This is a genomic window from Streptococcus dentasini, assembly GCF_053206945.1.
This window is the reverse complement of record NZ_JBRUHS010000020.1, coordinates 1-21616: the sequence shown is the minus strand read 5'-3', so window position 1 is coordinate 21616 and position 21616 is coordinate 1. Positions and strand designations below refer to the sequence as shown.

The 21616-nt window shown below is 41.2% G+C and carries 20 protein-coding genes and 2 pseudogenes; 2 read left to right on the top strand and 20 right to left on the bottom strand.

Annotated elements, in window-relative coordinates:
• The 17 genes and pseudogenes from ACVR1G_RS10800 to ACVR1G_RS10720 all read right to left on the bottom strand — a co-directional run.
• Positions 1 to 805: energy-coupling factor transporter transmembrane component T family protein (locus ACVR1G_RS10800; RefSeq protein WP_447453168.1), on the bottom strand; the 805-nt coding region annotated here is incomplete at its 3' end.
• Positions 795 to 2477 (bottom strand): ABC transporter ATP-binding protein, encoded by a 1683-nt coding sequence (locus tag ACVR1G_RS10795; protein ID WP_447453167.1) that lies wholly within the window; start codon positions 2475 to 2477, stop codon positions 795 to 797. The genes ACVR1G_RS10795 and ACVR1G_RS10800, both read right to left, overlap by 11 nt.
• A gap of 2 nt (positions 2478 to 2479) precedes the next feature.
• On the bottom strand, positions 2480 to 3025 hold the full coding sequence (locus ACVR1G_RS10790; protein ID WP_447453166.1) for an ECF-type riboflavin transporter substrate-binding protein: 546 nt from the start codon (positions 3023 to 3025) through the stop codon (positions 2480 to 2482).
• 162 nt (positions 3026 to 3187) lie between these two features.
• A complete protein-coding gene (locus tag ACVR1G_RS10785; RefSeq protein ID WP_447453165.1) occupies positions 3188 to 4030 on the bottom strand; it encodes an SAM hydrolase/SAM-dependent halogenase family protein in 843 nt (280 codons plus the stop codon).
• Between the two features lie 212 nt (positions 4031 to 4242).
• Positions 4243 to 5463, bottom strand: a complete 1221-nt coding sequence (sstT, locus tag ACVR1G_RS10780; protein WP_447453164.1) for a serine/threonine transporter SstT — start codon at positions 5461 to 5463, stop codon at positions 4243 to 4245.
• A gap of 742 nt (positions 5464 to 6205) precedes the next feature.
• Positions 6206 to 6898 carry a methionine ABC transporter permease gene (locus ACVR1G_RS10775; protein ID WP_447453163.1) on the bottom strand — a complete coding sequence of 231 codons (693 nt, stop codon included), beginning with the start codon at positions 6896 to 6898 and terminating at the stop codon, positions 6206 to 6208.
• Positions 6895 to 7956 carry a methionine ABC transporter ATP-binding protein gene (locus ACVR1G_RS10770; protein WP_447453162.1) on the bottom strand — a complete coding sequence of 354 codons (1062 nt, stop codon included), beginning with the start codon at positions 7954 to 7956 and terminating at the stop codon, positions 6895 to 6897. The genes ACVR1G_RS10775 and ACVR1G_RS10770 overlap by 4 nt, the downstream gene beginning before the upstream one ends.
• A gap of 104 nt (positions 7957 to 8060) precedes the next feature.
• Positions 8061 to 8951, bottom strand: a complete 891-nt coding sequence (locus tag ACVR1G_RS10765; protein ID WP_447453161.1) for a MetQ/NlpA family ABC transporter substrate-binding protein — start codon at positions 8949 to 8951, stop codon at positions 8061 to 8063.
• Between the two features lie 154 nt (positions 8952 to 9105).
• Positions 9106 to 9945, bottom strand: coding sequence for an amino acid ABC transporter substrate-binding protein (locus ACVR1G_RS10760; protein WP_447453160.1), 840 nt, complete (start codon positions 9943 to 9945; stop codon positions 9106 to 9108).
• Between the two features lie 186 nt (positions 9946 to 10131).
• A pseudogene (locus tag ACVR1G_RS10755) lies at positions 10132 to 10329 on the bottom strand (PepSY domain-containing protein); the annotation flags it as partial.
• A 102-nt stretch (positions 10330 to 10431) separates the two neighbouring features.
• A pseudogene (locus ACVR1G_RS10750) lies at positions 10432 to 10695 on the bottom strand (PepSY domain-containing protein); the annotation flags it as partial.
• Positions 10696 to 11377: 682 nt separating this feature from the next.
• Positions 11378 to 12232: a CvfB family protein gene (locus ACVR1G_RS10745; RefSeq protein WP_447453159.1), complete on the bottom strand. Its 855-nt coding sequence runs from the start codon at positions 12230 to 12232 to the stop codon at positions 11378 to 11380.
• A 100-nt stretch (positions 12233 to 12332) separates the two neighbouring features.
• Positions 12333 to 12890 carry a ribosome recycling factor gene (gene frr, locus ACVR1G_RS10740; RefSeq protein ID WP_447453158.1) on the bottom strand — a complete coding sequence of 186 codons (558 nt, stop codon included), beginning with the start codon at positions 12888 to 12890 and terminating at the stop codon, positions 12333 to 12335.
• 155 nt (positions 12891 to 13045) lie between these two features.
• A complete protein-coding gene (gene pyrH / locus ACVR1G_RS10735; protein ID WP_447453157.1) occupies positions 13046 to 13777 on the bottom strand; it encodes a UMP kinase in 732 nt (243 codons plus the stop codon).
• A gap of 157 nt (positions 13778 to 13934) precedes the next feature.
• Positions 13935 to 14624, bottom strand: a complete 690-nt coding sequence (rplA, locus tag ACVR1G_RS10730) for a 50S ribosomal protein L1 (protein ID WP_447453156.1) — start codon at positions 14622 to 14624, stop codon at positions 13935 to 13937.
• Between the two features lie 91 nt (positions 14625 to 14715).
• The gene (gene rplK / locus ACVR1G_RS10725) at positions 14716 to 15141 is read right to left on the bottom strand and encodes a 50S ribosomal protein L11 (RefSeq protein ID WP_447453155.1); all 426 of its coding nucleotides are present in this window, start codon (positions 15139 to 15141) and stop codon (positions 14716 to 14718) included.
• Between the two features lie 187 nt (positions 15142 to 15328).
• The gene (locus ACVR1G_RS10720; RefSeq protein WP_447453154.1) at positions 15329 to 16117 is read right to left on the bottom strand and encodes an acetoin reductase; all 789 of its coding nucleotides are present in this window, start codon (positions 16115 to 16117) and stop codon (positions 15329 to 15331) included.
• A gap of 396 nt (positions 16118 to 16513) precedes the next feature.
• Here ACVR1G_RS10720 and ACVR1G_RS10715 point away from each other — a divergent pair, with 396 nt between their 5' ends.
• On the top strand, positions 16514 to 16867 hold the full coding sequence (locus tag ACVR1G_RS10715) for a DUF3397 family protein (protein WP_447453153.1): 354 nt from the start codon (positions 16514 to 16516) through the stop codon (positions 16865 to 16867).
• A gap of 159 nt (positions 16868 to 17026) precedes the next feature.
• Here ACVR1G_RS10715 and ACVR1G_RS10710 read toward each other — a convergent pair whose 3' ends face one another.
• On the bottom strand, positions 17027 to 18289 hold the full coding sequence (locus tag ACVR1G_RS10710; RefSeq protein ID WP_447453152.1) for an NRAMP family divalent metal transporter: 1263 nt from the start codon (positions 18287 to 18289) through the stop codon (positions 17027 to 17029).
• Between the two features lie 222 nt (positions 18290 to 18511).
• On the opposite strand from ACVR1G_RS10710, the gene ACVR1G_RS10705 reads away from it, so the two are divergent.
• Positions 18512 to 19342, top strand: a complete 831-nt coding sequence (locus ACVR1G_RS10705; protein WP_447453170.1) for an exodeoxyribonuclease III — start codon at positions 18512 to 18514, stop codon at positions 19340 to 19342.
• Positions 19343 to 19484: 142 nt separating this feature from the next.
• Here ACVR1G_RS10705 and ACVR1G_RS10700 read toward each other — a convergent pair whose 3' ends face one another.
• Entirely contained in the window at positions 19485 to 19697 is a 213-nt protein-coding gene (locus tag ACVR1G_RS10700) for a hypothetical protein (RefSeq protein ID WP_447453151.1), read from the bottom strand.
• A 447-nt stretch (positions 19698 to 20144) separates the two neighbouring features.
• The gene (locus tag ACVR1G_RS10695; protein WP_447453169.1) at positions 20145 to 21491 is read right to left on the bottom strand and encodes a KxYKxGKxW signal peptide domain-containing protein; all 1347 of its coding nucleotides are present in this window, start codon (positions 21489 to 21491) and stop codon (positions 20145 to 20147) included.
• Between the last annotated feature and the right edge of the window lie 125 nt (positions 21492 to 21616).

Genomic DNA, 21616 nt, shown 5'->3' with positions numbered 1-21616 from the left:
CATCATTAGCAAAGATAAGTAGGAAACTGATCAATAATAGAATAATGGCCAAAAGCAAGGTCCACCAGTCTCCGACTGTCATTTTTTGAGCGCGATACCAAGTCCGCTTCTTATATTTTCCAAATCGGCGCAGCTCCATTGCAGTTGCTATAGTATCAATACGCTCCAAAGAACCCAAAATTAGAGGAATAACAATTTGCAAATTCCCCTTAATGCGACCGACAAGGCTTGCTTTCTGGGACAATTCCAAACCACGCGCCTCCTGTGACAATTTGATCATACCAAACTCTTCCTGAACATCAGGAATATAGCGCAGTGTCAAGCTCACTGAATAGGCGATTTTATAGGGAACCCCAATACGATTTAAACTGGCTGCAAATTGACTGGGATGAGTTGTCATCAAGAAAAGAATAGCTAGAGGTACCGTACAAAAATATTTCAAAATCAGGTTCAAAAGATAAAATAGTTCTTGACTCGTTAGATAAAAGCGCCCCCAGCCAGCCAGTAATATTGTCTTACTCCCATAGAGCTCCTCACCATAAGAAGGGGAAAAAAGATAAACCATTACAATATTAAATAAAGCAATGAGCATAACAATAAGCATGACAAAGGAGACTTCCGACCACTTAATTCTAGCCCAGCGAAAAAGCGCAAGTGCCCCCAAACCAACAATAGCAATCAAGCGAGTATCGTAAGTTGTCATACAGGCGATGGACACCAAAACAAAAAATAAGAGTTTCGTACTACCTGACAGCCGGTAGAGAAATCCTGTTCCCTCATGATAGCCTATCAATTTATCTGCCATAGTACGCCCCCTTACGCTGCCGATAAAATTGTGTCAACGAACCAGCATCTACCTTCATCATCTGAGCCAGATGAAAAATGCTAGTCTCTTTCAGATTAGCCCGAGCAATCAGTTCCCTATCTGCTAAAACCTCAATGGGGGATCGATCGGCAATAATTCCGCCGTCAGCAATAACAAGGCAGCGGTCAGAATAGTCCAGCATCAGCTGCATATCATGTGTAATCATGACAACCGTATGCCCTGCCTGATTAAGCTCATCAAGAAAGTCCATAATCTCAGTATAATTTTTCATGTCCTGACCAGCCGTAGGTTCGTCTAAAAAAATAATCTCAGGATTAAGGATTAAAATCGAAGCGATCGTTACCCGCTTCTTTTGACCGTAGGATAAAGCCGCAATCGGCCATTTGCGAAATTCGTACAGACCGCATATCTGAAGCGTCCTTAAAACAAGCGGTTCAATCTCTTCTTCAGACATATTGCGCAGGCGCAAACCTTTAGCAACTTCATCAAAAATCATAGTTTGGCTAATCATCTGATTAGGATTTTGCAAAACATAACCTATCCGACTAGCACGCTCTTTAATAGAGTCAGCTGAGATATTTTGCCCCTGCCAAATTAAGTCACCATCTGCCGATACAAATTTCGTCAAAGCCTTAGCTAAGGTCGATTTCCCTGCACCATTCCTACCAACAATCGCGATACGTTCTCCCTTATGAAAGGTAAAATCGATATCTTTCAAGATCGGATTCGCAGCTTCATAAGCAAACTGTAGTCCTTTAACCTCAAGCAAGGACGCTGGTGAAGTTGGCTGTACAAGTTCCAAAGGACTGCTGCTGTAAACTACCCCTGATAAATCAATATCTGAAAGCCTTGACAGACCTTTGACCTGACTGATATCCATTCCCAATTGACGCAAAACGGTAATGTAGAGCGGTTCACGAATACCATTATCTGTTAATAAGGAAGTAGATAGAATCTCATCTGCGGAACCGTCAAAAAGAATACACCCGTCATTAATGAGAATAACCCTATTGACCGGACGATATAGAACATCTTCCAAACGATGTTCTATAATGAGACTGGTCGCTCCTGTCTCATTATGAATCTGATCAATCAAATCAATAGTATCTTGTCCCGACTTGGGGTCTAAATTTGCTAGGGGTTCATCAAAAAGCAACACAGGACTCTCATCAACAAGAACTCCCGCCAAGCTGACACGCTGTTTCTGCCCGCCAGATAAATCCTGCGGCCTATGATTGAGCAAATCAACCAAGTTTAATTTCCCAGCCCAGTTATGAACGGTTTGAAGCATCTCGCTCTGAGGCATACAATCATTTTCAAGAGCAAAAGCTAAATCTTCCGCTACAGATAAACCGATAAATTGTCCATCTGTGTCTTGCAAAACGGTACTGACTAAATGGGATTTATCATAAATAGAGAGCTCAAAAGCATCTTGACCATCGATAAAGACCTGACCAGAGTGTTCTCCTTTGTAAGTATTTGGAATAATCCCATTAATAACTTGAGCCAAGGTGGACTTCCCTGAGCCTGACGGTCCTACGATTAAGACCTTTTCTCCCTTGTTAATTGATAGCGTAATATTTTTTAGCGTTGGTTCCGTTTGTGCGTCATATTTGAAAGAAAAATTTTCAAACTTAATCAACTGCTTCACCACTAATCTTTAGAAAGACTTCCTGACTGAACGCGTGTACCAGCATAAACCAAAAGTAGAATCGTACCGCCAACGGCGATTGTCAAAGCATTAGCCGTTCCGGCAACTGCTCCTTGTACAAATAGGTAGGACCAAGCCTGTCTGTAGAAGAGCCGATCCCCTAACGGACAAATTAAGCCATAGGCCACATAGACAGAAAAAATTTGAACTAAGTTGAACCAAACGATTTGCTTAAAGCCAAATCTCCCCTTGCTCGCATCGTAAAAACCGCGAAAAAGACCAATACCTAACCCAACTAATCCACTGGCCAGAACCCAAGCCCACGAGATATTGCCGTACTGAATACCATCCTTGAGGGCATGACCAATAAATCCGATAAAGAAACCAGCCACAGGCCCAAAGATGACTGAAAAAAGTGCTTGTACAGCATATTGTAATTGAATGCTGGTATTTCCAAAGATAGGAATATTAACAAACATCCCAATAATAACAAAGAGGGCTGCTCCTATACCAGTAGCGACAACGGTTTTTATAGAATTAGCTTTCATGATTAACTCCTTATGATATATTCCCATATGACAAAATGAACAGAACAGAACACATCAGCATCACGTACAGATTTCTTTAACGTGCTACCCATATTTGCTGCCTGCTAATGCCTCCTATTCGTACACACCTAACAATTTAGCTCTATCTTAAGCCCTCGGTCCTCAGATCTTTTTGAGTTCGATATGCCACTGCGGTCCAACGCCGACGTTATAAGCCTTAGCAAAGGATCCTTGGTTAATTGCTAGACCAACACGATAGAGTGAATTGATATAGATAATAGGCTGACCAATCCGTACATCCGCAAAAGATTTTCCATAGGTCACCTGATTTTGATAGACCAGCATGTCATTATTATAAATAGTAACTTCAAACCGATCGTTAAACTGGGGATTAAGTGTATAAAAATCGTCACGCGTGATAGAAGTCCATAAAGATCCAAAACGCACATCTAGAATATCGACTGCACCGCGCACCAAATCCTCTTCAACATGGGTCTCAACAACTGGCAGCTCAACAATATCCTCTACTCGCAATTCAGGACCAACATCCTCAAAGTTAATATGGCCAGAAGCCAATTTTGCACCTGTAAAAGCATAAACATCACGTCCATGGAAAGTATAGGATAGCTCTGTATTCTCACGTCTGTTCTTAATCTCAGAAATCTCCCGTAAAGCTTTAATCCCAATATGCTTTTTGATATAAGAAAGTGTTCCATTATCAGGAGTGACAATATACTGATTTTTCTTTGTTAAAGCAACCACACTTCTTCGATCAGAGCCGACACCAGGATCAACAACAGACACAAAGGTCGTTCCTTCAGGCCAATATTCAACTGTTTGAAAAAGACGGTAACTCGCTTCAAAAATATTATAAGGGGTGATATCGTGAGTCAGGTGATGGACACCTAATCTTGGCTCCTCCTGCAGAGCTACACCCACCATCGCAGAGACGGCACCATCAACTAAACCAAAATCGGATTGTAAGACTAATAAATAATTTGACATACGCCATTCCTTTCCCCTGTTATAAGTTCTTATTATATCATATTCGCAGGCTAGCACCAGATAGTCTTTTACTATAATAAGCTATAACTATTATAAAAGCATAGATAACAAATTGGTCAGCAGACTTAAAAGAGTATACCCTCCTCAAACTTCTTAGTAGCTAAAAGAGTTTGCGACATCTTGTCCCAAACTCCTAAATCATATTACATTACTTACTTTCTTCCCCATGCTGAAAATTCGGCAACCGCAGTAAAGAGAACATCTGTTGAAGAATTGAGGGCCGTTTCACAAGAGTCTTGGATAACACCTACAATAAAGCCAGCTCCAACAACTTGCATAGCAGTATCATTGTCAATACCAAAGAGACTGCAGGCAACCGGTATCAAAAGCAAAGATCCTCCTGCTACCCCAGAAGCACCGCAAGCTGATATAGCAGCAACCAAACTCAAAATAAGAGCTGTGGCAAAATCTACGTGAATCCCCAAAGTCGTTGTCGCAGCTAGAGTTAAAACATTAATGGTAACAGCTGCTCCTGCCATATTAATCGTAGACCCCAGCGGGATAGAAACAGAATAAGTATCGGGATCCAGTCCCAAATCTTCACACAATTTCAGGTTAACAGGAATATTAGCCGCCGAGGAGCGTGTAAAGAAGGCAGTTACCCCCGATTCCCGCAAGCAGCGAAAAACCAAGGGATAGGGATTGCGTCTCATCATAACGAAAGCAATAAACGGATTGATAACCAAAGCTACGAAAGCCATAGTCGCAACTAATACTAAGATCAAAATACCGTAACGCGATAAAACACTGATCCCATTTTCAGAGATAGTCGTAAAGACCAACCCCAAGATACCAAAGGGGGCTAGATTAATAATCCAGCGGACAATCTGTGACGTTGTCTCTGCCATTGTATTGAGAAGGTCCTTAGTATTTTCACTAGCTGTCCGCATAGCAAAACCAAAGACAACAGCCCATACCAGTACACCGATATAATTGGCATCTACTAGGGCGTGAATAGGATTATCGACCATCTTTAAGAGCAAAGTATTAAAAACCTCTCCGACTCCCTTAGGTGACTGGGACATACTTGAAGCAGCTTTGCCTGCTGCTTGCGACAGAGTCAGACGAATGGGAAACACATAGTGAGAAATTACCGCAGTCAGGGCTGCTGCAAAAGTCCCGAACAAATAAAGGCCAATAACCGTCGTCATATTTGACTTCTGCCCTTCCCGTGTCTGAGAAAGAGCATTAGCAACCAAGGCGAAAACCAAAAGCGGCGCAATAGCCTTAAGACCACCGACAAATAATTCCCCTAAAAGTCCAATCACCGTAAGCTTAGGTAACAAAACTCCAAGGATTGCTCCCATAAGAACTCCAATAGTTATGCGCTTGAGCAAACTAGTACGATTCCAAACCGAAAAGAGACGTTTCACAATAAATACTCCTTATATTAAGATACAAAGCCGTTAAGCGACTCAAAGGAAAATAGGAAAGTTGACGCAGATGCAGCAGGCATCTAGGAGACTTTATCTTTTTCCACAGAGTCGTAGGCGTGTTCGATTATTAAGATACGGCAGAGACTTGTTATCTAAGCGCTTCGCACTTGATACCAAACGCTAATCACTAGAGTGAATTGGCTACCTCTCCCACTAACTTCGTTTGGTTAGTAAAATCGACTAACCAAAGGGCGTCCGCGGATCAAGGATAAAGCAAAAATAGGAGGTTCGACGAGGACGCTTGCGTCTAGGAAGAAACTATCTTTTTTGCACATTCCGCAGCCCGTGTTCAGTTACTAAGATATTAAGGGGCGGTTCGCTTAGCGAAAATTTCTGACAGGAAAATAGGGGAGCGACGACGTGTGCTTGACGCACAAGAAGCTCCTTCTTTTTCCCGAGGAAATTAGGCCTATGTTCAGTTACTAAGATACTAAGGGGCGGTTCGCTTGGTGAAGATTCCCAGCCTCAAAATGTTTATTAATTTTTGACCTCGGGCAATCTTGCACAAGTAAGACCATAAAATCCTTGTCCTCAAAATGATGATTTTAACCCGCTCCTAAATTACTAAGACAAGTAAAACTATAATACAAAAGTCAACAATCGTCAACATCACAAAAAAAAGACAGAATCAAGAACCCCCCAGCAAAATGAAGCGCCTTTAATCCTGCCTTACTTTTTACTAACGATGACTAATTTTGTGAGTTAAGAAATCACCTGCAAATTGAATGATAAAAATAATCAGTAATATCAAAACAGTTGCTACGATAGTTACATCTGTTCTTGAATAGGTATAACCCTGAAAGATAGCAAAGTTACCAAGACCACCAGCACCGATAGCACCAGCCATGGCTGTTTCACCAACAATAGAAATTAAGGTTACTGTTGAAATACGAACCAACTCTGGCAAGCCCTCACTGAGGTAAACCTTAACGATATCCCAGAGAGTCGCACCGCTGGCTTGGGAAGCTTCAATAACCCCATAATCCATCTCTGAAAAGACCACTTGAACCTGACGAGCAAAGAAAGGAAAAGTTGCTGCTGATAAAGGCACAAGAGCTGCCGTGGCTCCAATTGTCGAGCCAACAAAAACTTTTGTTACACCACTTAAAACAGCAACTAAGATGATAAAAGGAATAGCTCGAAACACTGATACCAACTTGTCCAAAACCCAGAACACTGGGCGGTTTTCAATGACTCCTCTAGGTCCAGTCAAAACAAGAAAGAGTCCAGCAATCAAGCCTAGGGAGCCACCGATAACAAAGCCCCAGAAAGTCATGTAAAGGGTGTCCTTAATAGCAGACCACCAGCCCGCATCGCCTCCCCAGCCTAAACTATAAGCATTAGGTAAATAAGTTTCAAAAAACTCGATCATGCCTTACCTCCTTTTAAAATAGAAACCGATACATCTGCCACTTTAACAGCCTCTAAAGCCAAGGATACTTGTTCCCCTGACAAAATAACGACCATCTCTCCAACAGGGGTATTATCTAAAATTTCAATATTGGCATAAAGGATATTAGCCGTCACCTGATACTGCTTATAGATTCTATTAAGCAGGGGCTCATCTGTCGAGGCACCTGCATACCGTAAAAGGACCAAGCGGTCATGTTCAGCCAGATGTTCAACAGCTTCCTGTCGATTTATTTTCACCAAGGCTTCATCAATCCCCGTTGCTGTTTTAATAAAATCCTGAGTCAGGGCTTCCTTGGGGTTGGAAAAGATGTCCAAAACGCTCCCTTCTTCAATAAGAACACCGTTTTGCATGACAGCTACACGGTTGCAAATATCCTTGACAATCTGCATCTCATGCGTAATCATTACAACCGTCAAACCAAGTTTTTTATTCAAATCTTGCAGCAAGGTTAAAATTTGTTTAGTCGTCTTAGGATCCAAAGCAGAAGTGGACTCATCAGAAATCAGAATTTTAGGATCATTGGCAAGAGCACGTGCAATAGCGACCCGCTGTTTCTGACCACCAGATAGTTGCGCAGGATAATTATCAGCCCGGTCCGCAAGACCCACTAACTCTAATAATTCATCAACTTTTTTCCCCTTCGTATCTGATGAAAGGTCTGAATGTCGCAGGGCAAAAGCCACATTTTGTCGCGCTGTTTTCTGCGACATTAGATTAAAATGTTGAAAAATCATACCAATCTCACGGCGCTTCTGACGCAGAGCAGCGCTGGCTAACTGAACTTGCTGACCCTCAAAAAGACTGTCGCCAGCAACCTTTACAGAACCCGCCGTTGGAACCTGAAGGAGATTGATAGCACGAACTAAGGTCGATTTCCCAGCCCCCGAATAACCAACAATTCCATAAATATCACCCTGATCAATATGAACAGTAACGTCTTTAACAGCCTCTATTCGGCGCTTCTTTTGCTGGAATGTAATATCAATGTGATCCAGCTGAATAATGGGTTCACTCATATAATGTAGTCTCCTTTAATACGGTTAATAATGATAAAGAGAGCTGAAAGCTATTACCTTCCAGCTCCTTTTAGCTATTTTCAGGATAAGTACTTCATCTGAACCTATTTGCTAGATGAGGTTGTATCTGGTGCCCCCTTCCAAATAGGACGGTCGACACCATTTGATGCCTTGCTAATCAATTTACCAATCTTATCAGTCTGATAAACCTTCACTAAAGTCTTGATAGCATCAGCCTTGTCTGATTTTTTCCAATCTGGTTTAGCAGCAATAAAGTTGATCCAATTCTTAGCATTAGGACCAGTAACATCCTCTACAAACAGGGTCGTATCGTAGTTAATCTTAGCCGTCTGAGCGTAGGAGTTATTAATAACAGCAGCATCGACATCACCATTTTGCAAAGTCTTAGCCACCTGTTCTGCACTCACTTCTTTAAATTCAAGGTTTTTAGAGTTTTCAGTAATATCCTTAACAGAAGCAAGTTCGCCATCCTTAGTAGACAGCTTAATCAAGCCTGCTGACTGTAGTAAAAACAGAGCACGGCTTTGGTTAGTTGCATCATTATTTAGCCCAATCTTTGCTCCTTCCGGCAGGTCCTTGATATCAGAATAAGCAGCCTTACCTTTTGAGGCTTCCTTCGAGAAAAGACGAATCGGACTGATTAGGGTATCTCCCGCAGATACCAAGTTTTCCTTGTTTTTCTTATTCCAATCCTCTAGGAAATAGCGGGTTTGAAAGGCATTAACATCAATATCGCCGGCAACCAAAGCCTTATTAGGTTGGTTATAGTCTGTAAATTGAACAAACTCTAACTTAACGCCCTTCTTAGCAGCATCCTTTTTCACCTGATCCCAAACCGGTTTAGTCGCATCATCCAGCGTCATGACACCAACCTTCAATGTATTTTTATCTGACGATTTATTGCCGCAGGCTGCCAGAAATAAAGCTGCTACCACAAATACAGTCAAAACACCAAGAATTTTTCTCAACTTCATACCAAGTCCTCTTTTCTTTATGATCGTGGAATTATTATCTCATAAGGCCTGAAAGCTTTCAAATTGTTTATAATTGTATAAACATATAGCTGAAAGTTATAACCTTTTGTCTATTGACTCTTCATTATTCAAAAATAAAAGAGCCACTGCCCTTTTATCCTTTTTTAGATGGCACCTTCATATCCTTAGGTTCTGGAATATAATCCTCATTTCCTAAGTATTTCTTCGCGAGTTTGGCTAAAGTTCCATCTTTTTGCAATTCTTCTAAACGTTTATTGACGAACTTTTGTAAATCTTTTTGATCGTTAGAGAATACGAAGTAAATAAACGGTTGTTCATCAGAAGGTAATTCAATAGTCTTTAAGTTATCTAATGATTGATTCTTAATGACACTGTTAACCGTTGGGGCATCGAACAGTTTGAAATCAAACTTGCTGTCATTCAAGCTACCCAAAATCTGAGTAATATCTTCATCCGTATATTTAATATCAACTGGATTGTCTGAGTGTTTCTTATTATAATCTTCTAGTTGCTTAGCTGTTGTAGTTCCTTGAACAACTTGAGTGGAATGACCCCCAATGTCATCAAATGATTTAATATCACTATCCTTTGGCACAGCTAAGACAGAAGGCGTTGTCCCCGTTGGCTCAGAGTAAAGATATTTTGAAGCCCGCTCATCAGAATAACTAATATTATTGCCTGCCATTTGATATTTACTAGAGTCAAGACCAGCAAAGACTGACGACCATTCCGTCTTTTTAAACTCAACCTGATACTTATCAGATCCCTTGAACACTGCCTTAGCAACTTCAACATCGTACCCTGTCAAATTTCCATCTTTGCCCTCATAAGAGAAAGGGTTGGTTGTACCAACTGTTGCAAAGGTAACTGTTTCCTTAGCTCCCTTACCAGAACTATTGGAACTGCAGGCCGCTAGCAAAGCTACCGAAGCAACAGCTACTGCCCCAAATTTAACAATATTTTTAAGCTTCATAAAAAAACTCCTATAGTATTTAGTCTTAAGCCTATCATACCATCTTTAACAAGGCTGAACAAATATTTAAAACTTATCAACTGATAAAGAATTTATATCACATCACTGCCAGAACCTAGCAAAAAAGCCGAACTAGCAAGCTAGTTCGGCCACCGTTGTTAAAGTCAAAGTAACCTGATCACTGGTTTAAGAAATATCTTTTTCTGTAATGGCACCATTAAGAGCATTAATGGTATAGTCATACTCCGTGTCCCCCTGTTTGAATTCTATTTCATAAACAGGGATATCATTATCAGAATCTGATTCAACTTTCAGTGCTGTGACATCTCCTTCTGCCAGTCCAGCGTCCGATAGCGCAATAGACTTAGCATCAGCAGACGATAGGCGAGCCGCTCTTTGAGCATTGCTGCCACTATTACCATTTGTTCCATTGTTACCACTGTTAGATGAAGCATCATCAATATCATTATCTTTTTCTGTGATACTTCCATCAGCAGCGTTGATAGTGTAATCATATTCATTATGATTACGCTTAAACTCTACCTTATAAACAGCGATATTGTTATTAGAATCCGTTTCAACCTTCACAGCTGTCACTTGGCTAGCACTAAGTCCTGCATCCTGCAAAGCAATCGTTTTAGCTTGTTCAGCACCAATATCGGTCGCAGCTGATACCTTAGCCGCACCAACACCACCTATAGCTGTTAAGCCAATAGCTGCTGCAAGAGCAAGTTTTTTCTTATTAAGCATCAATTTCGTCTTCATTTTAGTCATGGGAATCATCTCCTTTTTCATGATGAATGAGATAGACATTTTCGTCCGACTCACGACTAGGTTAAGTATTTTCGTTCCGACAAACCAAAATAACAATAACCCTTCTAGGAATTAAAAATAGCAATCGTCGGCTATTACCACTCTTAATTCCCTTCGATAAACACACCATTGTATTTATCTTGCCCACATTCTACAATCTTGATTCTAGGCTGTCAAACATTAGCGTTAAGCCTAGAATAGGAGTTTTCTTTTGTGATAATTCTATGACAGCATGAATCTCCGAAAAAATCACTGACACAAGAATGCTTTTTAACTAGCTTACAAATTGCTTACAGGCTGTCATTAAAGCTTAATAGTTTATCTAGCCCCTTTCGAATAACTATAAAAAGAAGGGGGAAAACCATTTTGATTCTCACCGTTCCTTGCTTGCTAAACAGTAACCTGAAACACTCTCCCTAACATATCTGCTTACCTTGCTGTTTTAGGATTTCCCCCTTTAATAGTCTCTGCTTGAGCCTTATGCAAAATGAAACTCCCCATCTGAGAGAGCGCTGATTGTTAATAAACATAGCAGGGTGAAGCCCCACTCCACATTACTGCGCTTAAGAGCTTATTCTAAAGTATGAGAGGTGTATAAGCTTTTGCCTAGCCTTCTCATTCAAAGGAGATTCGTTCCTTCCGGACTTTGCTTAATTTTTTGAGCTTTCATCAGTCCCCCTAATGCTTTTTTAAACTGACCTTTAGAAATGCCAAAAATTGCTCTGATGTCATCAGGTGAAGACTTATCATTCAAGGTCATAAAACCTCCCTTACTTTCTAAATACGTCAGAATCATTTGAGCATCGTTTTCCAACATTTCAAATGAACGCGGCTTCAGTGACAGATTTAGCGTGCGATCAACTTGACGATAACCAATCACTCGGACATCAAGTTCTTCACCTAGGCGTGGTTCTTGATAGCGCTCATTAGGGTGAATAAATCCCAGCATATTATTATCCGGTAGGTAGACAAACGTTCCAGACAATTTGAGGCGATAAACGATGGCACGTAAGTTTTGATTTTGCATATTATCGTAAGCTGGACCAGCTAATTTTTGAAAAATTGATGGCTCTGCAGGAATACCCCAGATACGTCCCTTTTTATCAATGTCCAGTCTAATGTAAAGTTTATCCCCTTTTTTAGGCCAGAGTTCCTTAATATCAGGTAGGAGATCAAGCGATACGACAATTTCCTTATCCGGCAGACCTGTATCTACAAATACTCCCAAATCTCTGCGAACCTCTGTCACCTCACTCCAGCCGTAGCTTGAACGACTGGCCGTCACAGGCAGAGTTGTCATACGCAGCTTTTGGTGTGAATCGCTATACACAAAGCCTTCTACCATATCACCTAGATGATGCTCTCCTTCCTTCTTATCCAAAGCAAGAGTCTGTCCATCTTTTTGCGCAAAATAATAAGACGCATTTTCGTCGGTCACCATTGCTAAAACAGTCTTAGCTAATAAATCATTCATCTCTCAGTATTCCTTCTAAATTCTAAAAATTATTAGACTTACCAATAAAGAAGGATCTGAGACGCCACTGTCCCAGACCCCTAGTTTTACTTGTTTTACCCTAAACAGTAAGCAGTTCGTTTTCTTTTTCGCTGATCATGCCCTCAATTTTTTTGATAGCATCATCAGTTGCCTTTTGAATATCTTTTTCAAGAGACTTTAATTCATCCTCGGTGATTTCCTTATCCTTCTCTTGCTTTTTAGCCTCATCCATAGCATCGCGGCGGATATTACGGATAGCAACCTTAGCATTTTCACCGATTTTCTTCACTTCTTTAGCCAACTCCTTGCGCGTTTCTTCTGTAAGAGCAGGGATAACTAGACGGATGACGGAACCATCATTAGCTGGATTGATACCCAAATCGGACTCATTGATAGCACGCTCAATATCTTTGATAGAGCCCTTATCAAAGGGGGAAATCAAGAGAACACGTGCCTCAGGCACTGTAATAGAGGCTAACTGATTCAAGGGTGTTGGGGCACCATAGTATTCGACTTCAATGCGATCAAGCAAGCTAGCATTTGCTCGGCCAGCACGGATAGCCGCAAATTCACGACCAAGTGATTCGTGAGAATGTGTAAAACGTTCCTTTGCTTTTTCAATAATTAGATTTGCCATATTTATATTTATTCCTTTCATAAGATACCAAGCCACAAAGCCATAAAGTATTAAAAACTTCAAGAAAAAGAGCAATTGAAGAGAGCCTATGTCTTTAAATAACCACTTTACTAAGAGTTACTATGCTTTTTAATGCTTTTAACATCTATATCTACTTAACTGGAGGGTTTATTAGAAACTGTTGTCCCAATTGCCTCACCAAAGACAACACGTCTGATATTGCCGGGCTCATTCATATCAAAGACAACTAAATCAATATCGTTATCCATAGACATAGTAGCTGCCGTGGCGTCCATAATCTTCAGCCCGCGCTTAATCACTTCAACATGAGTCAGCTCATCAAACTTAATAGCATCAGCATTTTTACGCGGATCATCATTATAGACCCCATCAACACCATTTTTAGCCATCAGAATAGCTTCAGCTTCAACCTCTGCAGCACGCAGAGCTGCGGTCGTATCGGTAGAAAAATAAGGAGATCCGATACCTGCACCAAAAATAACAATACGTCCCTTTTCCAAATGACGAAGAGCACGCCCTCGAATATAAGGTTCGGCAACTGACTGCATAGCAATAGCTGTCTGAACGCGCGTATCAACTCCTACCTGCTTAAGACTGTCCGCCATAACTAAAGCGTTCATAACCGTACCAAGCATACCAGTATAATCTGCCTGAACACGATCCATGCCAGCCTCAGCTGCCGGTTCACCGCGCCAGAGATTACCACCACCGATAACCAGCGCAATCTGAACACCGGATGCATGTACTTCTGCGATCTCCCTAGCCATTGCCTGCACTTTTGGCAGATTAATGCCAACACCCTTATCGCCGGCTAAGGCCTCACCAGATAGTTTAATCAGGACACGTTTATACTTTGGTTCTACCATCTTCACTCTCCTTACATTTTATCCTAATTATTTTATCATAAAATAAGGCTTTCTCCTAGCAGTTTAAAAAATAAATAACAAAAGGTAAACAATACTGTTTGAGACTAAATCAGCTTGAGACATAAAAAAACTCAAGCACAAGCTCGAGCTTCTTTAACTATAATGAGCTAGCATCAACCTTGATACCAACACCTTGAGTCGTAGTAATTGACAAGTTTGTGATATAAGCACCCTTAGCTGTCGCCGGTTTAGCTTTCACAATAACATCATTGAAAGCCTTGAGGTTCTCAACCAGTTTATCAGTGTCAAACGATACTTTACCGATGATAGCTTGAACATTACCTGCCTTATCAGCACGGTAAGTAATTTTACCACCTTTAGATTCTTCAACAGCCTTAGCAACATCCATCGTTACTGTGCCGGTCTTAGGGTTTGGCATGAGGTTGCGTGGGCCAAGGACACGTCCAAGACGACCAACAACTGCCATCATATCAGGTGTAGCGACAACAACGTCGAAGTCCAGCCAGCCGTCGTTGATTTTTTGAACAAGTTCTTCTTCACCAACGAAGTCTGCACCAGCTACCTTAGCTTCTTCAGCTTTGGCACCGCGCGCAAATACAAGAACGCGCTGAGTTTTACCGGTACCATTTGGCAATACCATTGCCCCACGGATTTGTTGGTCAGCTTTCTTAACATCGATGTTAAGATTGTAGGCAACTTCTACTGTTGCATCAAATTTTGCAAAGTTTGTTTCTTTTGCGAGTGTTACAGCTTCTTCTACACTGTATGCCTTTGAAGTGTCTACCTTCTCTAAGGCAGCACGCATTTGTTTGCTTTTTTTAGCCATGTTATCTATTCTCCTTGTGTTATGTGGTCCTATCGATTTTCATCTTCCACACCGTAAGCACTATGCTTAAACTCGGTGAAGGTGGATTCTATTAGTCAGTAATAGTGAATCCCATTGAACGTGCAGTACCTTCGATCATACGCATAGCTGATTCGAGGTTGGCAGCGTTCAAGTCAGGCATTTTTGTTTCAGCGATTTCTTGCACTTGTGCACGTGTTACTGAAGCAACTTTTGTTCGGTTTGGTTCACCTGAACCTTTTTCAACACCTGCAGCCTTTTTCAAAAGAACAGCAGCTGGTGGAGTTTTAGTGATGAAATCAAATGATTTGTCTTCATACACAGAGATAACAACTGGGATCAGCATACCAGCTTGATCAGCCGTACGAGCATTAAACTCTTTAGTGAATCCCATGATATTGATTCCGGCTTGACCAAGTGCAGGACCAACCGGTGGAGCTGGTGTAGCTTTACCAGCAGGAATTTGAAGTTTTACGACATTTTCGACTTTTTTAGCCATTTGTAATTTCCTCCTTTGTGGTTTTGGCGGTAAGGATAAGATTTTTACCTCCCACAAGTATGCAACAAGCATACTCTTACTATTATACAGGAATAATTTTAAGATGCAAGATTTTTAGCAGAAAATAAAAAACACATGGGCACCTAATCAAACCTCATGTGTTTTGCAGACAGAACAATTAACTGCACTAGATGAACTGAATACCACCATCAATTTGAACAGCTTGACCTGTCATGTAGTCAGACTTGGAAGAAGCTAAATAAGAAACATAATTAGCAACGTCTGCCGGTGTCTGAACACGCCCCAAAGTAATTAGCTGTGAATACTGCTCCAGATACTGACCCTTTTGTCCGCCTTTGATGTCAACCATCTTTTCATCAATAAGTTCCCACATGTCTGTTCCTACGATACCTGGACAGTAGGCATTAACAGTAATATGCTCACTTCCTAGCTCTTTGGCAGCCGCCTGCGTTAGCCCCCTAACAGCAAATTTAGTTGACGAGTAAGCTCCCAATAAATCAAAAGCGATATGTCCAGCTATGCTGGAAGCGTTAATGATTTTTCGTACCTTATCGCCATCATCTTGCTGCCTAAACTGGGCAGTCGCTGCCTGAATGCCAAACAAGGTTCCAAAGACATTAATGCCGTATATTCTTTCCATGTCTTCAAGAGTCTCTTCTTGCAATGTTTTTATCTGCGCAATACCAGCATTATTGATATAAGTATCAAGACGTCCGAAACTATCAATAGCTGCCTTGACAAACTTATCGTGATCCTCTCGCTTAGAGACATCCCCTGCTGCACTGACAGCCTTAAATCCTTTAGCTGTCATTTCATCAGCAGTAGATTGAGCAGTTGCTGGATCAAGATCGGCAACAACAACCGCATAACCGTCTGTGCACAACTGTTCTACAATACCTTTACCGATACCTCGACCACCACCTGTTACAACAGCAACACGAATTTCTTCACTCATTGTTCTACTCCTTTATATATTAAGATACTAAGGCCGTAAAAAGCGATTAGAATTTAAGAGCCCACCATCACTTAATTACAAACAAGATAGCCTAGCTAAATTCTGAGCCTTTTAGACCAAGTTCGATTACTATGATACCAAGGACAACCGCAGATCAAGCAAAAATCGAAGGTTGGACAAAGACGCTTGCGTCTAAGAAAAACTATCCTTTTATCACAATCTGCAGCCTATAAAATTACAAATTTCCCCTACCAAAAATATTATAGCACATATTTTTGTAAGCGGTAACATCCTAGAAGTAACTCTATTTAGATAAGTTTTATATGTGCAGTAAATTTTCTCTTTTATCTATAGAAATAAGTTTACTTTCTTTGGTAATCAGGATAAAATAGGATTATGATATACTTTCTAGCAGTCTTTTATTTCTTTTTAATCCCCTTTCTAGCTCAATCCTTAGTTAGGTATTTTGACCTTAAACGGTTCAGCATCAAATTCCCAGACCTCTCCCTTCCCTTCTTAGCTTGGGCTATTATCTATGTCTCTGGTATCTACTTTTCTCACAGCTTCCTGCCTCAGTACTTACTCATGATGTGTTTGCTGGCAATTGCAACCTGCCTCTTTATTCTAAGGCGAACAGGTAAAATTAAAGTTTTTTCTTACAAGCGCTTCTTCAAGCTATTCTGGCGAATGGGCTATCTCTTAACAGCAATTTTTTATATTGTAACAGTTATTTTAATTGCTCTAAAATAATAAATAATCCACCTGTTAGGCTACAGGTGGATTATTTATTTTGTATTCCTATAAGAAAAATCTGAAATGTTATTGGGATCGAAAGAACAGATTGCCAGATTCAGCGAACTATCTTGGCAAAATGTTGTCTTAATTTCACAGTCAGATCCCCCTTTGGCATTAGCCAATATTTCCTGTCAACCAGGCGGCGATGAAGACAATCGCAAAGCCAAATAAGTAAATCAAACCAGCGATAGATAGCCCATTAAGCCAACCAGGTAATTTTTTCCCTTGACTATTAACTAAACTGTAATTCAGGTAAGCAAAGAATGGTGTTGTGATAAAAGAACCTATCATGGCAAATTGAAGCATTTGTGCCACTTGACCAGAGAAAAGATAAACGATAAGTAGACCAGCAATTGAAGTAAGACTCATCCAAATTGTCAGTGAGATCTTGGTCGTTTTTTCCTTATTGAAAAGAAGTCGGAGCGCCTCGTCGTTGGCCCGTGAGTAACCATCAATAACAGTGATGACGGTCCCAAAAATACACAAGAAGGCAATAAAAGTAATAAGCGGCTTAGCCCATGCTCCCAAAGAGGAAGCGTACATCTGAACAAATTGAGAAATGTAGGCTGCCGAAGCACTTTGAACAGCTTCACCATTACCGTACTGGATAAGTGCGCCTAAGGCCAGAAAGATAAAAGCTAGGATAGCCGTTCCAATGTAGCCGACATTAAAATCAAACATTGCGTCTTCTTCATTGAAGTCAACTGTCTTGCGCTTTTCCACTGACCAGAGAGAATTGATCGTTGAAATTTCAATTGGTGCTGGCATCCACCCCATAAGAGAAATTAAGAATGGTAAAGAAGCAATTGTCCAAGGAGATACGGCTTCAAAATCAGGAGCATATTCACGATGCTTAAAAAGGGCAATCACTACTGCCAGCACGGTCGCAATTGTCAGCGCCGACATAATCCATTTAGATAAACCATCAAGAAAGCGGTAGCCGCCAAGAAGCAACATCCCCCAAATAATCACAATGATAATCGTCGTCAACTGATTAATACCAAGTCCCCACGAGCTAGGAACTGCGCTAGCAACGATGGCAGCACAGAGAATTCCCACTCCTGCCGTGTTGATCACAGCCGAAAAGATATTCAAAATAAAGTAAACAATCAGGTAAAGCTTGCCCTTTTCGGCATAGCCTTCAACCAAGTTTTTACCTGTCTCAGCAGTATACTGCGATCCAAAACGGAAAAAAGGATACTTAAAAACATTAATTAAGAGGACTAATATGGCTAACTGCCAGCCAAATTTTGCTCCTGCCTGTGTCGATGATACGATATGTGAACCACCAACGGCCGCCGAAGCCATAAGGATACCAGGTCCTAAGGCTCTTAATTTCGTTTTCCAAGTGGATGTAGATTGCGTTTGTTCAACCATAGTTGACTCCTATCTATAGAATATTCTGACTTTTCTGTCAATAATGATACTATTATAAAGCCTTATGCTGTTGCTGTCAAGTCAGTTTTTGAATATTCCACTCTATTTTCAATCTTTTAATCTGTATTAATTTAGCTGAGAATATCAAACAAAACAGTCGCGCCCCTTTGGGCATTTTGCTATAATGAAGAAAACCTTATGTATAAAGTAAAGGATATGATTATGAAACTCATTTCTTGGAATATAGATTCCCTCAATGCAGCTCTGACCAGTGATTCAGCTCGTGCGCTTCTCTCGCGTCAAGTTATCGATACACTCATCGCACAGGATGCAGATATCATTGCTATTCAAGAAACAAAACTATCAGCCAAAGGGCCAACAAAAAAACATCTGACCCTATTGGAAGATTATTTCCCTGACTACCAAATCACTTGGCGATCCTCAGTTGAGCCTGCACGCAAGGGTTACGCGGGGACCCTCTTTCTCTATAAAAAGAATCTTCCCGATCCCATCATAACCTATCCTGAAATCGATGCTCCATCTACCATGGACAGTGAAGGCCGTATCATCACGTTAGAATTTGATAAATTCTTTGTCACTACAGTCTACACCCCAAATGCTGGAGACGGGCTCAAACGCTTGGACGAACGCCAGATCTGGGATATCAAGTACGCTGAGTATCTAGCCCAACTTGATGGCCAAAAACCTGTTCTAGCCAGTGGGGATTATAATGTTGCCCACAAGGAAATCGACCTGGCTAACCCTAGCAGTAACCGCCGTTCTCCCGGCTTCACAGACGAAGAACGTGAAGGCTTCACCAACCTGCTGGCCAAAGGCTTCACAGACACCTTCCGCTACAAACATGGCGATATTCCCAATGTCTATACTTGGTGGGCACAGCGCAGTAAGACCAGCAAGATCAACAACACCGGCTGGCGCATCGACTACTGGCTGACCAGTAACCGCATCGCTGATAAAATTATCAAATCTGATATGATCAACTCAGGCGACCGCCAAGACCATGGACCGATTTTGTTGGAGATCGATTTATAACATTCCATATAGAAAAGCCACCTATACAAAATGATATGGTGGCTTATTTGTATATTGACGTTAATGTTTATTACTATTAACACGATGGACCTTACTGTCCATAGAAATAAGGTGCCTCACATCTTATCTTCCTATTGAGCCATTAGGAAACTATTTTTTTAAGATGACGAATCTGTAAAAAACTAGCTCCTAACACGATTAGCACGGTATAGAGAACCAATCTCAGCCATTCAAAACTTGTAATCTCTGGATTAACAGCAGTCATCTGATTCATGGAAGCGGCCAGTTTAGCAAAAGGGAGCACATAATCTAATTCTGGGACTATATCTTGTGCCGTTAAAACAAACCCAAACACACCGATTCCCCAACCGAACTAGACAAACAAAAATAGAGCAGTAGTCACTACTAGCTACTGCCTTACAATATTATTTTTGTGCCCCCTTACGAATGAGTACCATATCTCTACAAAGAATTTGATCTCACCAAACCAGAGAACAATCACCGTTTTCTTGACTTCGCCGATGAAGATCACAGTGCTTCACTACTCTGCTAGAAGAAGGTTCCACTGATAGCTTTTGCTATAAATACAGTGACATTCTATCTATTCCTGATAAGCACAGCAAGGCCAGTAAGATCAGCAACACTGGCTGGCGCATTGACTATCGGCTAACCAGCAACCCATCGCCAATAAAATTACCAAATCTGACATGATTGACTCGAGTGACCGCCAAGACCATGAATCAATTTTGCTCGAGATTAATTTACAGCTAATAACAAAAGGCCTGACCTTTTAGTTAAAAATTTAGATGGTAGTCCATTGCTTCACATTAGCCACTTGCTTAGCATCTTCGGCAATCGTCTTCAAATCGTGATTGCCAGAATTAGGAATCACATATTCTTTACCAAGATAAACCGCTCCTAGCCAACGCATAGCATTGTTAAGCCAGTCTTTTTGGGTTGTGATACGGATAACATCACCCGTAAAGGCCTTGATATCACTCTTAATATCCGCAATAGTTTGCTTGGCCTCAGCCTTATTCGAAGGAAGACTAAATTCTCCTTGAAGTTTCTCCCGAAGGGAATCATAAGCTTTATTCCCTAAATAAGCAACAGATGGAATATAAAGCGGAGCTGCATTATAAACAACCGTTGTGGCAACATTCTTTTTCAAGGCTACCCGCTGAGCGACATTGCCACCCAAGGAATGACCGGTAATAACAATGTTCCCAGCCCCATACTGGCTGGCAATCTTATCGTAAAAATCATAAGCTGGCTGGTAATGTTGCCCACGTGCTAAACCAATCCCAATTAAATCGGCTCCCAGAGCATCTTGCAATTCATTGCCATCATTATTAGTAGCTGTATAAGCGATAATAACCTTACCGCTGGCTTTATCTCGAAAGGCAGTCCCGCTGGTCCCTGTTTGATGGTCATAGAAATCGCTGAGGTAGGTCAGATTATTGGGAACGACGCGCCCAACCTTCTGAATTTCCGCTAAAATAGTGGCATCGGTAGCGCCCCTGAGACGAGCTTTTTCAAACTCAAGTGTCAGAGCTGCAGCGTCTAAAGTAGAAATACCAGATGAGTGACCGTCCAAAATTTTATTGATCTCTGCACGCTGAGCATCTGAGGCAGTAACTTGATTCTCCACAAGAACTGACTCTGAGGTCTGTTTTTCTGTGACACCTTTAGTTGTAGTCGTTGACTGCTCCGATTGACTAACGAGTTGAGGACTTTGGGCATAGACTACACCACCAGCAGAGGCAGGCGTGACCAAGTTTCCCTCAGCTCTTGGATTGGCCGACTCGGCAGTAGTTTGATTAAGCTCAGGTGAATCCTGACGATCATCTTGAGTAGCGATAGAACCTGCTTGGGGCTGATTAGCTTTAGCCACTTCCTCTGCAGAAGCAGACTGGCTATTAGTTGTACTTTCTTCTGCTTGAATAGGTTGCTCAGAGCTACTAACTTGAGTCCCATCACCAACGACTGATTGATCGTTCTGAGTTGCTTGAGCCGCTTGAGAATCCTGAGGCTGACTATCAGCACTAACAGATGATGTAGTCCCAACCGTCATCAGAGATAGACCAGCCATAGTTGTCACAGCAATTGCCACCCATTGTTTCTTCACTTTGTGAAGTTTATAGTGTATACCTGTGGTGCTAGTAAAAAACAGTTAACAAAAAAGTCCATTTGGATTATACTGCAAATGAGAAAAAAACAGCAGAGGTAATCCAAATGAACCACCTACATTATACTGCTAAAGCCCATCATTTA